The organism is Pantoea sp. X-Soil-TKNS-1207, from assembly GCF_059730485.1.
This window is the reverse complement of sequence record NZ_AP035960.1, coordinates 196,958-209,258: the sequence shown is the minus strand read 5'-3', so window position 1 is coordinate 209,258 and position 12,301 is coordinate 196,958. Positions and strand designations below refer to the sequence as shown.

General features: G+C 51.6%; 12 protein-coding genes. 9 read left to right on the top strand and 3 right to left on the bottom strand.

The features are described 5' to 3' along the window. Positions 1 to 5: 5 nt before the first annotated feature. From AC6I8V_RS24320 to AC6I8V_RS24305, 4 genes are all read left to right on the top strand, one after another. Entirely contained in the window at positions 6 to 1,610 is a 1,605-nt protein-coding gene (locus AC6I8V_RS24320) for a GMC family oxidoreductase (protein ID WP_497846962.1), read from the top strand. After that, positions 1,607 to 3,001, top strand: coding sequence for a c-type cytochrome (locus AC6I8V_RS24315; protein ID WP_497846961.1), 1,395 nt, complete (start codon positions 1,607 to 1,609; stop codon positions 2,999 to 3,001). Before AC6I8V_RS24320 ends, AC6I8V_RS24315 begins: the two co-directional genes overlap by 4 nt. 296 nt (positions 3,002 to 3,297) lie before the next feature. Then, complete coding sequence (locus AC6I8V_RS24310) at positions 3,298 to 3,498, top strand: hypothetical protein (protein ID WP_497846960.1); 201 nt, start codon at positions 3,298 to 3,300, stop codon at positions 3,496 to 3,498. A gap of 3 nt (positions 3,499 to 3,501) precedes the next feature. Continuing rightward, positions 3,502 to 4,296, top strand: a complete 795-nt coding sequence (locus tag AC6I8V_RS24305; RefSeq protein WP_497846959.1) for a hypothetical protein — start codon at positions 3,502 to 3,504, stop codon at positions 4,294 to 4,296. 111 nt (positions 4,297 to 4,407) lie between these two features. On the opposite strand, the gene AC6I8V_RS24300 is transcribed toward AC6I8V_RS24305, so the two are convergent. Together AC6I8V_RS24300 and AC6I8V_RS24295 are read right to left on the bottom strand one after the other, a co-directional pair. Then, entirely contained in the window at positions 4,408 to 4,617 is a 210-nt protein-coding gene (locus AC6I8V_RS24300; protein WP_497846958.1) for a YdgH/BhsA/McbA-like domain containing protein, read from the bottom strand. Positions 4,618 to 4,825: 208 nt separating this feature from the next. After that, positions 4,826 to 5,347, bottom strand: coding sequence for a hypothetical protein (locus AC6I8V_RS24295; protein ID WP_497846957.1), 522 nt, complete (start codon positions 5,345 to 5,347; stop codon positions 4,826 to 4,828). Between the two features lie 314 nt (positions 5,348 to 5,661). Between AC6I8V_RS24295 and AC6I8V_RS24290 the strand changes: the two genes are divergently transcribed. From AC6I8V_RS24290 to AC6I8V_RS24275, 4 genes are all read left to right on the top strand, one after another. After that, a complete protein-coding gene (locus AC6I8V_RS24290) occupies positions 5,662 to 6,108 on the top strand; it encodes a hypothetical protein (RefSeq protein ID WP_497846956.1) in 447 nt (148 codons plus the stop codon). A 199-nt stretch (positions 6,109 to 6,307) separates the two neighbouring features. After that, a complete protein-coding gene (locus tag AC6I8V_RS24285; RefSeq protein ID WP_497846955.1) occupies positions 6,308 to 6,685 on the top strand; it encodes a membrane lipoprotein lipid attachment site-containing protein in 378 nt (125 codons plus the stop codon). Between the two features lie 853 nt (positions 6,686 to 7,538). Continuing rightward, entirely contained in the window at positions 7,539 to 9,836 is a 2,298-nt protein-coding gene (locus AC6I8V_RS24280) for a TonB-dependent siderophore receptor (protein ID WP_497846954.1), read from the top strand. A 55-nt stretch (positions 9,837 to 9,891) separates the two neighbouring features. Next, positions 9,892 to 10,791 carry an alpha/beta hydrolase gene (locus tag AC6I8V_RS24275; RefSeq protein WP_497846953.1) on the top strand — a complete coding sequence of 300 codons (900 nt, stop codon included), beginning with the start codon at positions 9,892 to 9,894 and terminating at the stop codon, positions 10,789 to 10,791. Between the two features lie 11 nt (positions 10,792 to 10,802). On the opposite strand, the gene AC6I8V_RS24270 is transcribed toward AC6I8V_RS24275, so the two are convergent. Beyond that, complete coding sequence (locus AC6I8V_RS24270; protein WP_497846952.1) at positions 10,803 to 11,240, bottom strand: ester cyclase; 438 nt, start codon at positions 11,238 to 11,240, stop codon at positions 10,803 to 10,805. Between the two features lie 107 nt (positions 11,241 to 11,347). Between AC6I8V_RS24270 and AC6I8V_RS24265 the strand changes: the two genes are divergently transcribed. After that, entirely contained in the window at positions 11,348 to 12,274 is a 927-nt protein-coding gene (locus AC6I8V_RS24265; RefSeq protein WP_497846951.1) for a LysR family transcriptional regulator, read from the top strand. Positions 12,275 to 12,301 lie beyond the last annotated feature (27 nt).

The following is a 12,301-nucleotide window of genomic DNA, read 5'->3' as shown; positions in this document are numbered from 1 at the left end:
ATATAATGAAAACAACGCATTCAGCCACCGTGGTAATCGTTGGTTCGGGTATTGCCGGTTCTCAGATTGCACAAAAGCTGCAAAAAGCCGGAATTGATACATTAATGCTGGAAGCAGGTCCGCGCATTGAGCGCTGGAAAATTGTCGAGAACTACCGTAACTCTCCCTTTAAAGGGGATTTTCAGTCACCGTATCCGCCATCCAAACATGCTCCCCATCCGCAGTATTCACCGGCTGATAATGAATATTTCATTCAGTACGGTCCCGAGCCTTACAAGGCCGGTTATCTGCGCGTCGCTGGCGGCACCACCTGGCACTGGTCGGCACAGGCATGGCGTTTACTGCCGAACGATATGAAGCTGAAATCACTCTACGGCGTCGGTCGTGACTGGCCAATCAGCTACGAGGATCTCGAGCCGTATTACTACGAATCCGAAGTGGAGATGGGCGTCGGCGGTCCGGAAGATACCGGTTCACCGCGCAGCAAGCCCTATCCGCAGCCGCCTCTGCCGCTGTCGGATTTCGATAAAGCGTTTAAAAAGGTCGTGGATCAGAACGGTTATCACCTGATTACTGAACCCGCTGCCCGTAATACCCTGCCCTTCGATGGTCGCCCGGCCTGCTGTGGCAACAGCAACTGTATGCCGATCTGCCCGATTGAGGCGCAGTACACCGGTGAAACCGCGCTGCGCAAAGCTGAGCACGCCGGTTCGGTGTTAGTGCCGAATGCCGTGGTGTACAAAATCGAGCACGACCAGCAGGGCAAAATCACCTCAGTTCTTTATAAAGATCCGAATGGAGAAAGCTTCCGCGTCACCGGGAAAATCTTTGTGCTGGCGGCCAACGCCATTGAAACGCCGAAGCTGATGCTGATTTCAAAAAGTGACAAGTACCCGAACGGGATCGGTAACACCACCGACAACGTGGGCCGTCATCTGATGGATCACCCAGGCACCTCCGTCTACTTCCTCAGCAAGGAACCGATGTGGCCGGGACGCGGACCGATGCGTCTGAGCTGTATCAATAACCTGCGAGATGGCGCTTTCCGCTCTGAACATTCGGCGATGAAGATTAACCTCGGCAACTACTCTCCGACGCTGGCGGTCAGCAACTATCTGCTGAGCAAAGGGATTTCCGGTAAAGAACTGCCGGCGATGGTACGCGATTACGCGTCACGCTGGGTGGCGGTTAACACCTTCTTCGATATTCTGCCGGATCGTGACAATCGCATCGTTGCCGTTGAGGACAGAAAGGATGCGCTCGGCATTCCTAAACCCGGCGTGCACTACCGCATTGATGACTACATCAATAAAGCGCGTGATGTTGCGCATCAGCACTTTGACCACATTGCCAGCCTGTTTGGCGGCACTGAGGTCCGTCATGATGATAAGTACTTCAATAATAACCATATTATGGGAACACTTATCATGGGTAATGACGCCAACGACTCGGTTGTTGACGCGGATCTGCGTACCCACGATCACCAAAACCTGTTTATTGCCTCAAGTGGTGTGATGGCAAGTGCGGGTACGGTTAACTGCACCCTGACGCTCTCAGCCCTGGCGATGCGACTGGCGGATAAACTTGTCGAGGAGTGCAAACACGTATGATGCGCTTATCTATCAAGACATCGTTAAAGATGTCCATGCTGGTCGGTTTGCTGTTCTGCTCCGCCAGTTTTGCGGCGACCCCGGCTACCGGCGACACAGCTCAGGACCTGATCAAACAGGGCGAATATCTCACCAGGGCTTCCGACTGTGAGGTGTGCCACACCGCCACTAACGGCACCCCCTATGCTGGCGGCCTGGCGTTTAAAACGCCTTTCGGCGTGATTTATTCGTCGAACATTACGCCGGATAAAACCACCGGTATTGGTAACTGGACAGAGCAGCAGTTCAGCGATGCGCTGAAGCACGGTATCCGGGCTGACGGACAGAATCTGTATCCGGCCATGCCTTATACCTCCTACTCCAAGCTGACCGATGCCGACATCCACGCGATGTATGCCTATTTCATGTCGATGCCTGGCGTGAACCATAATCCGCCTGAAAACGAGTTAGGGTTTCCGTACAATCAGCGTCTGGCGCTGAAAGGCTGGAACCTGATCAATTTCCACTACAAACCGTTTGAAGAGGATCCGGGTCAGAGCGCGGAGTGGAATCGCGGCAAGTACGTTGCCACGGCCCTCGGCCACTGCGAGGAGTGCCATACACCGCGTAACCTGGCGATGGGTCTGAGTGATAAAGCCTACGCGGGTGCGATGGTCGACGGATGGGAAGCCTTTAATATTTCATCAGACAAAGAGTCGGGTATCGGCAACTGGAGCCATGACGATCTGATGCAATATTTGCGCACCGGCGCACTGCCGGGCAAAGCGACCACCGGCGGCGGCATGGCCGATGTTATCTCGCACAGTCTGCGTTATCTGTCGCAGGAAGATCTGAGCGCACTGGCGACCTACATCAAAAGTGTACCGCCGCAGCAAACCTCATCCAGAAACCGTTCAGGTGCCGGAGAGAATGCTCACAGCGATATCACCCGTGATGTCCGCGGTCTGCCGATTGATGACAATTCGCCTTCAGGTGCGGTGCTGTTTAACGGCAACTGTGCGAGCTGTCACGGACTGACCGGTGAAGGCATTGGCGAGAATAAATTCTACCCGTCACTGTCGCATAACAGCGTTGTCGGTTCCGACAAGCCTAACAATCTGGTGCAGGTGATCCTTCACGGCGTGGATCGCGTGAATGCCAACGGCGAGCATATTTTGATGCCGGGCTTCAGCGATAATCTGACCGACGCACAAATCGCGACGCTCACCAACTATATTCGTACCCAGTTCGGCAACGGCGGTGCGGTGATTGATGAGCCAGCGGTGAAAGCCCTGCGTGAAAACAACGTGACCGTGATCCCCGGATACGTGCTGATTGGCGGCGGCGCTGCAGGCTTCCTGATTCTGGTGGCGCTGGTGGTTTACTTCAGAAGAAGAAAAGCGAAAAGATAACGACAGGATAATCATACCTGGCACTCTTCTGCCGGGTATGACTGCCGATCGATTCCCATCGCCACCGATACGCGCCAGTTCAGCCGTATCGGTGGCGATTTTTTTCGTCTGCGACAGATAAGTTTGCTCGCCTTAACGGCTGCCACGGTAGCAGGAGAAATTGATTGCGTGCCGCAATCAGGATGCGGTAAGAAGTACGTCTTGCCGAATTATTTAGTATGCTTGTTGTCCTATACTCAGCGAGTAGCAATCACAAATTCCGCCTGATGCGGTGTTTGTGTCATGAAGGAGGAAATATGACTGAACTTCTCCGTAAGGTACTGTTAACACCTGGCAAGCTCATGCAGGGCGCCATTCGTCAGGATGTAAAGCAATCAAATAGCAGCAAAATTATTACCGATGCTAACGGCGCTGCCACACTTAATATGAACAATGAACAGGTGCGAGACTCCATGCGCGCACGAATGGAAGAACTGGCGGCAAAACATCAGGGATGATGAATGGGTCCTTTAGTTATCATGCTCGTGTTGGTATGCGGGTTCTGGTATACAGAAAATCATTATCAGTCACGCATCCGACAAGCCCGCAGTAATGGCTGGAATGCTTATTTTTATGTTGCTATGCATGGATGCAGGTTTGCGATTCAGGGGTTCGCTCTGGTACTTGTTACATTCATAGCCCTTCTGATTTTAAGCTCCCTGATCAATATGTTAGGGTTTATCTGGCCCAGTATCCACACCGACCTGTATTCCTGGTTAACTGACATAAAAATTATGTCTTTCCCATTATTTTTCCTTCTTTCAATGTTGCTGGCGGGGCTGATTGCATACGTAGAGGGAAACAAAGCAAGGCTCGCGCTGGAAGATGAAGAGACCCGGCAGGCTGCTTACAGGGAGATTGCAGCACGGGATGGTATTGAATCGCTGCTAGTACAGGCAATCGATGAAGGCAGGTTGATCTTTGTCACACTGAAATCCAGAAAAGTGTATATCGGATATGTAGCCGCACCTCGTATGGAGCATCATGAAACACAACATCTCGCCCTTATCCCTTATATCAGTGGCTACCGCGATAAGGACACGCTTCGTTATCATGAACAGCATCGATACTACGAGCTGTATCTCAGCAAAAATATCACCGCTGAATCATCCCCGCTAAATTTAACCCATTTCCGGCACGTCATCCCAATGGACCAGGTGGAAGCTGTCTCCATTTTCGACACAACAACCTACAAATCATTCGATGCCTTCTCTACACCGACGCCAGAAAAAGAAGCAGCCAAAAATAGTGCATGACTATGCTGCACCCACACGGCCTCTAAACGACGCTACGCGAACCTATTCAGGGCGAAACATACAAAAAAAGGCCGCCCGATGGGCGGCCTCTCAGTTACTGCGCAAATAGGCTTATTTGGTCAGTTCAGCTGACAGATAAGCACCGTTATCTACGCGCGCACCGGTGATTTTATAGGATGCGCCAGCCTGTTTGGCCTGAGCGGCGATTTTGGCTTCAGCACCGTCCAGCGTAGAGGCGGAGGCGCTGATGCTTTGTGCAAAGCTGCCGAAAGACACCAGTGACAGAGCCGCAACTACAACGAAAGTTTTGATAGATTTCATGGTCAATTCCTCAGAGATTATTTTTAAATGGTGGGGTGTTATGCCCCGATGTGAGAAAGAATAGACCTGTCACCCGGCAAGTAAAAGCTGAGTGTTTTGCTGAAATCAATCAAAAATACTGAAAGAGATCCCCGACGCTACGTAACCGCGTTATGGAATGGTTTTTTCATGCATTACCCCTCTGAAGCGCTCATTAAGTTTGCCCGGATTATCTGAAACTCCATTGCACGGTGACCACAAAAACAGAAGGAATAATTATCCCGGCTTCAACGCCGAAATAGCTGGTAAAGTTGTACTGAATGGCGTGATAAATATACGGAGAGAAACCAATGCCGGTGGCTTGCTTGAAATCGTGATAAGAGCCGTGGTCACCGCAGTGACTGAACACATCAAAAAAGAATTCCCCTGTGTAGCCATAAACGCCTTTGAAAACCCAGTTCCCACTATCACCTTGTATCCAGTCTCTTCTGACCCCCATGGCAATACAACGGTCACCGAAGCTGTTGTCCATGGTGCCCAGTAACGCACTGTACTTTGAGTCTTCAGAAAACTTTCTCTCTACCGAGTAAAAATGGTTATCAAAAAACTCATTATATTGCCCATAGTTACCTGTCAGATGATAGACGAATGATCCCGTATTGATGGAGTAAAGATTTATTTCGTCCGCATTAATGCCGAAAGCGGCGATAAGTACAAAGAAACACAGCACCCTGCTTATCGTTATGGACATGTAGAAAACCTCATTAATTAAGGTGTTTTAAGGTTTACTGAGCAAAAAAAACAGCTGGGAAAAGCTACTATTATCGTAGCCTATGTAGCGATGTCCTGTTGTAAGCAGCGAATAAGGGCAGCGGTTATGCCCCATTTTTGCAAAAAAACATTAGCAGCCACGGGCATAGCTTTCGTCTTTACCCTGATGGCTCATCGTTGCTGTCGGCCTGGCCGCATTATGTTATCGTCCTGTTGCGACTGGACGCGTGGCTGCGCGGTCCGGGAAATACCCCGTTATTCATGCGGAATAATGTTGTAAAGGAATACACGTCGATGAATACCCGCTATACGCTGCACCGATTAAGCCTGCTCAACCAATGGCGCCGGGATCGTTTTCGCCTGCTGTTTAATCTGGCCGTGCTGCTGAGTTTTTCCGCCATCATCCTCTGGATCCTGCCCCTTATCAGTCAAGGGAATATCCATGACGGCCTTGTTGGCTTGCTGTGCGGCTTATCCGTGACCTTCTGGCTGACCTGCATTGCTCGCCTGCGCATCAGCAATGTCAGCCACGCGGACAGCCTGATCTTATTACTGGAAAAGCATCACTACCGTAAAACCCCTCAGGGTTATTATGCGCTGCAGACATCGCGTTATAGCCAGTTCAAATCCCAGCGTATTTACCTTGCACAACAGGATGGGAACCTGGAGCTTATCGGTCCCTACCACATCCTGAAAAAAATCATTAAGCAGTTCGATGGTGAGAGCAAGGTTAGACCATGAGGGTGCTGTCCCTTTTTATGCAAGAGTAGTAATAGGTTATAAATTAACCAATTGTTTAACATAGATAAAATATTGCGCATAAATCATCCAGACAAAAAAACGGCGTCCTACCTACTAATTTTAATAGGATATCTATAACAATATTCCTGGTCGGCCTTATTCGCGGTTTAATAGTCTGGTGACAGCCGAAGGCTCATCCATGAGCCATACAAATAAATACCAGGGAACCAGGGAAATGAAAAAAGTCCTTTTGATTGCAGTTGCTGCTTTAACGCTGGCAGGTTGTGCCACATCGACAGGAAAACCGGTTGAAGTTGTCAATGCCGACCGCGCAGCAGGTACGGTAACTGTTGGTTATGTGAACTCAGAAAATCTCCCGTTGATTGACGATGGTAGCAAAGCGCGCTGGGAAGATGCGGTAGGCATCGCAGCAAACGTATGCAGTAAATGGGGTTATGCAACTGCTGAAGAACTTACACCTCATGCCCGTACCGAGGGCCTGCGTAACGGTTATGGCCAGCTGGTTAACGGGAGTGTAACGAAGCAGTATCAGTGCATGGGTGGAAACGTAAAATAGAATAATAATGGTTACAGCCGTGTTTCTGACTGCAAAAACAGCGGGAATGCGGCACATCCGGTGTGAAAACATAAATACGATACATCCGTAAATCTGCAAACGGCAGTCCTGATAAGAAACGCGCATTGAAGCACCCTGTGCGGATCAACATCATTCAAGAGTCATTATGAATATCAAATCTGTGTTTTTTATCGCGGCTCAGCTGGCGATATCTCATATGGCGAGTGCGGCCTTGTCAGATGGCCCGCCACTGTCGGTGACAACCAGTGATGGCAGGCGAAAATTCACGGATTAACTCAGGTTGCACAGGTTAAAACCAATTTTCCCGCATTATTCGCGCACCTTCCGGCAAATGCCGTTCTGGCGATCAGTGACGACGAAGTAAAACAATTAAACGCGTTAGGGCCTGATGCCTCATTTATTTCTCAGCGACCTGATATCAAACCGGTTGGCGATAGCATGGTGTCGGCGCAGAACAAGGAAATCTACCGGGTTACGGACCACAGAATTTTTAAAGGCGAGGGGGTTCCGCGATGTGGAAATCATTGCAATAACGATGACGCTGTCGGAAGGGACCTTTGCCACCACAGCATTTTATGCAGTCACGGACAAAAACAACAACCTGTGGAAATTGATGCCCGGGGATGAAAACACAACTTTTTAACAACTCCCCTGTTTTGCGCTAACGACCCACGTTTATCCACCGCCGAAATAACCCAGCCGCACCTTTATTTCCGGCTGGCCTTAATGCTTCCTCCTGCATGTTGCCAGCCCGTAAATGCCTTGTTGTAATTAATAATGATTATCATTATAGTTCGCCTTATTATTTCACAGGAAAGTGATTAGTAACGCTATGAAAGTAAAGTATAAATACTCTGTGCTGGCCTCGGTGATTGCGGCGAGCCTGGGAATATCTCTGGCGCTGGCCGATGAAACACCAACCGTGACAAAGCCAAAACAGACCCAGACCAGCGATAAAGCGTCGGGTAACGATCTGGCGATCGGCGATAAGAAAAGCAGTAGCGAAAACAATATGGTGGTGACCGCCAGAGAGCAGACGCTACAGGCGCCGGGCGTATCCATCATTGACAGCCAGGCGATCAAAAAACATCCCATCCAGCGTGACCTTTCTGAAATTATCCGCACCATGCCCGGTGTGAATCTCACCGGCAACTCCAACAGCGGCCAGCGTGGCAACAATCGCCAGATTGATATTCGTGGCATGGGGCCGGAAAACACCCTGATTATGGTCGACGGGATGCCGGTAAGCAGCCGTAACTCGGTGCGCTACGGCTGGAGTGATGAACGCGATACCCGTGGTGATACCAACTGGGTGCCACCGGAGATGATCGACCGCATCGAAGTGATTCGTGGCCCGGCTGCCGCGCTGTATGGCAATGGCGCCATGGGCGGCGTTGTCAACATTATTACCAAACCGGCAACCAAAGAGTGGCACGGCAATTTCAACACCTACTACAACGTGCCGGAACATAAGAATGAAGGGGCGACCCGTCGTTACAACGCCAGCTTAAGCGGCGCGCTGATGGATAATCTGACCCTGCGCCTTTATGGCAACTGGAATAAAACGCAGGCAGACGCGCAGGACATTAACAGCGGACACGATGCCGGGCGCACCGGAACCTACGCCGGTACCCTACCATCGGGTCGCGAAGGTTTTATCAATAAAGACATCAATGCCGTTCTGCGTTGGGAATTCCAGCCGATGCAGGCCCTGGAGCTGGATGCCGGTTACAGCCGTCAGGGCAATCTGTATGCGGGTGACACGCAAAACACCAACAGCAACGCGCTGGTACAGAAATATTACGGTAAAGAAACCAACATTCTTTATCGTCAGACCCTGAGTCTGAAATACACCGGTGCCTGGGATAACGGGGTTTCCACCAATAACTACGTTCAGTTTGAAAAAACCCGCAATACGCGACTCAATGAGGGTCTGTCAGGGGGGATCGCCGGTATATTCAATACCTCGAATGAAGGCTTCTCCACCATCAATCTGTATGACACTAACCTGCATTCCGAGATCAATATTCCGTTCGACTGGTGGGTGAGTCAGACCGTGACCTTCGGTGCCGAGATGAATCATCAGTCGATGAAAGATCCGGCGTCAAATATCGAAACCACCTCGGGTGGCGATGTGGCGGGTATTACCGGCACCGGACGCAGTAAATACAGCTCGGCCAATCTTTACGGCCTGTACACCGAGGACAATATCGACCTGACCGATTCAACCCGCCTGACGCCCGGATTGCGCTTCAACCATCAGGACGTCTCAGGCAGCAACATCAGCCCGGCGCTGAATCTGTCGCAGGAACTGGGCGACGACTTCACCCTGAAGCTGGGCATCGCCCGCGCCTGGAAAGCACCGAATCTGTATCAGACCAACCCCAATTACCTGTTATACAGCAAAGGTCAGGGTTGCTACGCCAGTGCCGGTAGCTGCTATTTGCAGGGTAACAGCGACCTGAAAGCCGAAACCAGCGTCAATAAAGAGATCGGGATCGAATATAACCATGATGATGTGCAGGCCGGTCTGACCTGGTATCGCAATGATTATCACGACAAAATCGAAGCGGGCTACTCACCGCAGTACGCCAACGGCACGTCGGATATTTATAAGTGGGAGAACGTGCCGAAAGCGGTGGTTCAGGGTCTGGAAGGGACATTCAACTTCCCGCTTAGTGCAGCGGTGACGATGAAGAATAACTTCACCTATATCATCGAAAACAAAAACAAAACCACCGGCGATTATCTGTCAATCATTCCGAAATATACCATCAACTCCACGCTGGACTGGCAGGCCACCAACGATCTGTCGGTTCAGGGCACCATGACATGGTATGGCCGCCAGAAGCCGAAGAAACTGAATTATAAGGGAGAGGCCACGTCTGGCACGGAAACCCGCCAAGTTACGCCGTATGCGTTGTTCGGCATGAGCGCCACCTACAACGTGAATAAATACATGGATGTCACGGCGGGCATCGATAACCTGCTGGATGAACGCCACTTCCGTGAAGGCAACGCCCAAACCACCGGCAATGACGCCACTGGCGCCTATCTGTATGGTGCGGGAGCGTATACCTACAACGAACCGGGCCGGACTTACTACATGCAAGTGGGCCTGCATTTCTAATCCAAACCTAAAACCGCCTGCCGCCAGGCAGGCTATCTGAGTGACGAGACACCGCATGAAAAACTGGCGCACCACTTCATATCTGGCCGCATTCTTTTTTACCCTGCTCTATACAATTCAGGGTTATGCGCGACCCGACATGTCCCCGCTGGGACCCAATATCGCGGATAAAGGCTCCGCTTTTTATCATTTCAGCGTGAATCGCTTTGATTCCGCCGACGGAAAAAGACATTACAAAGTGTGGACGGCGGTGCCCGATAAACCCGCTCCGGCAGCAGGATTTCCGGTGCTGTATATGCTGGACGGTAACGCCGTCATGGACCGGTTATCAGATGATCTGCTGAAGTCGCTGTCACAGCAAAATCCGCCGGTGCTGGTGGTTATCGGCTATCAGACCGACCTGCCGTTTGACTTAAACGCCAGGTCGTATGATTACACGCCGCCGGTGAAAGAGAGCACCGCGCTGCATGGCAGAGCGGGCGGTGGCAGCCCTGTCTTCCGTCATCTGCTTGAAGCAACCATTGCGCCGCAGGCCGAAAAAGGCGTGCATATCGATCCCCGGCAACGGGCTATCTGGGGACACTCTTTAGGCGGGATTTTTGTGCTGGATGCGTATTTATCCTCACCGTTTTTTCATCGCTACTACGCCACCAGTCCCTCACTGAACCGTGATTATGTCGGGATGCTCAGCCAGCTGCGCGCGACAGATAACGCGGGCGCCCGTAACAAGCCGCTCTATTTGCTGGAAGGCAGTGGCGCGCCAGACAGCAATCGCCGGGCGCCAGGCCCGGATATCCTGACCAAGGTTCGCAGCACAGTGGCATCGCTGCGTGAGGAAGGATTACCGGCGGCCTACAGGCTCTATCCCGGCCTCAGCCACGGCCAGATGTTCGACGCCGGTTTTCAGCAGGCGTTGCAGGATATCGCCGCCAGGCCCCCTGCCACCGTCAGATAACCTTCTGGCAGCTAAGAAAGGCTGGGAAACTGGCCTAACTGCATAAACAGACCGAACCAGTCTTCCAGGTGCCAGGTGGTGGTAATCCGCTCGCCGTTAAGCTGATGAATTTCATGCAACCGGATGCTGACAAATTTACCCGTAGGTTCGATGCCCATAAAACTGCCGTTGTGAGTACCGGTAATTTCTGCCCGGACGGCTATCTGTCCCGGCACCTGAATCAAATCATGAATAACGATCTGCACATCAGGGAAAGCCGCGGCGAACCCTTCAATAATCGGTCTTAGCCCCTCCGGTCCGGCAGCCTGACCCGGCGCCAGCGGAATATCCTGCCAGTCGGGCGTTACCGCTTCATATACCAAATCAGGATCCTGCTGGCTGAACGCCTGATAGATTGTTTCCACTGCCTTGCGTTCGGCGATAAGACGTTGTGTGGTCTGCTCTGACATCGCTATTTCCTCTGATTTTGGGTGAGCAATCTGAACTACCCAGCGAGTATCACACCGGCATCGGGTATAATTAAAATAAATAAAGGATATACAGGAGTATTCGTTTTATGGATTTTAAGGGGCTTGATTTGAATCTGCTGGTGGCATTTGACGCGCTGATGGAAGAACGGAATGTAACCCGTGCCGCCGCCAGAGCGGCAGTCAGCCAGCCAGCAATGAGCGCCGCCCTCTCCCGCTTGCGCAGGCATTTTGGCGATCCGCTGTTTATTCGCAGCGCCTCCGGGCTGCTCCCGACCGCCAGGGCCAAAGAGATCGGATTGCATGTCACCAACGCGCTGGGCGAGCTGACCAACCTGCTGGCGCCGGTTGAAAAATTTACCCCGGAAAACAGAAATCTGTCATTCACGCTGGGGATGGCTGAATATCCATTAATGGTGTTGATGCCGGCAATTATGCACGCCATCAGCCTGCAAGCCCCCGGAGTGACCTTACATGTACGAACCTTTATCGATCGCGATGAGTCAGTGTCATTGCTGGATGATGGAAAAATCGATCTGGTGATAGGCATTCTGCCGACGAAATCTGAAAGCCGGATCCTGTCACAGCCATTATTCAGCGATGAATTTGTCACCGTGGTGCGGCGTGACAGTGAAGCGGCCAGAAATGGCATGACGCTGGAAACCTATCTCAGCATGAACCATATTCTGGTCTCCCCGGAAGGGGATCACTATGGACTGGTAGATGCGCGGCTGAGGGATATGGGGTTATCCAGAGAGGTTCGTCTGACGCTACCCACTATGTCTGCCGTCGCCCGCATTGTGCAGCAGACAAATTATGTCGCCACGGTGTTGCAGCGCAGCGTGTTAGTCAGCGAAGCCAGTGAAAATATTGTGATGCTGAAGCCGCCGCTCGCGTTACCCGCGATACCGGTTCACCTGCTCTGGCACCGACGTTCCGATGACAGCAGCGCGCAAAAATGGCTGAGAGAACTGATTGGCGCGCAATCCCGCGCTTTAATGGCGTCATCAGGGTAAGGGAAATATCGCCCTTACCCTGACGGA

What these genes read in the sequence shown, in the direction of transcription:
- AC6I8V_RS24320 (WP_497846962.1), top strand. Translation starts at nt 6, where the DNA reads ATGAAAACAACGCATTCAGCCACCGTGGTAATCGTTGGTTCGGGTATT.
- AC6I8V_RS24315 (WP_497846961.1), top strand. Translation starts at nt 1,607, where the DNA reads ATGATGCGCTTATCTATCAAGACATCGTTAAAGATGTCCATGCTGGTC.
- AC6I8V_RS24310 (WP_497846960.1), top strand. Translation starts at nt 3,298, where the DNA reads ATGACTGAACTTCTCCGTAAGGTACTGTTAACACCTGGCAAGCTCATG.
- AC6I8V_RS24305 (WP_497846959.1), top strand. Translation starts at nt 3,502, where the DNA reads ATGGGTCCTTTAGTTATCATGCTCGTGTTGGTATGCGGGTTCTGGTAT.
- AC6I8V_RS24300 (WP_497846958.1), bottom strand. Translation starts at nt 4,617, where the DNA reads ATGAAATCTATCAAAACTTTCGTTGTAGTTGCGGCTCTGTCACTGGTG.
- AC6I8V_RS24295 (WP_497846957.1), bottom strand. Translation starts at nt 5,347, where the DNA reads ATGTCCATAACGATAAGCAGGGTGCTGTGTTTCTTTGTACTTATCGCC.
- AC6I8V_RS24290 (WP_497846956.1), top strand. Translation starts at nt 5,662, where the DNA reads ATGAATACCCGCTATACGCTGCACCGATTAAGCCTGCTCAACCAATGG.
- AC6I8V_RS24285 (WP_497846955.1), top strand. Translation starts at nt 6,308, where the DNA reads ATGAGCCATACAAATAAATACCAGGGAACCAGGGAAATGAAAAAAGTC.
- AC6I8V_RS24280 (WP_497846954.1), top strand. Translation starts at nt 7,539, where the DNA reads ATGAAAGTAAAGTATAAATACTCTGTGCTGGCCTCGGTGATTGCGGCG.
- AC6I8V_RS24275 (WP_497846953.1), top strand. Translation starts at nt 9,892, where the DNA reads ATGAAAAACTGGCGCACCACTTCATATCTGGCCGCATTCTTTTTTACC.
- AC6I8V_RS24270 (WP_497846952.1), bottom strand. Translation starts at nt 11,240, where the DNA reads ATGTCAGAGCAGACCACACAACGTCTTATCGCCGAACGCAAGGCAGTG.
- AC6I8V_RS24265 (WP_497846951.1), top strand. Translation starts at nt 11,348, where the DNA reads ATGGATTTTAAGGGGCTTGATTTGAATCTGCTGGTGGCATTTGACGCG.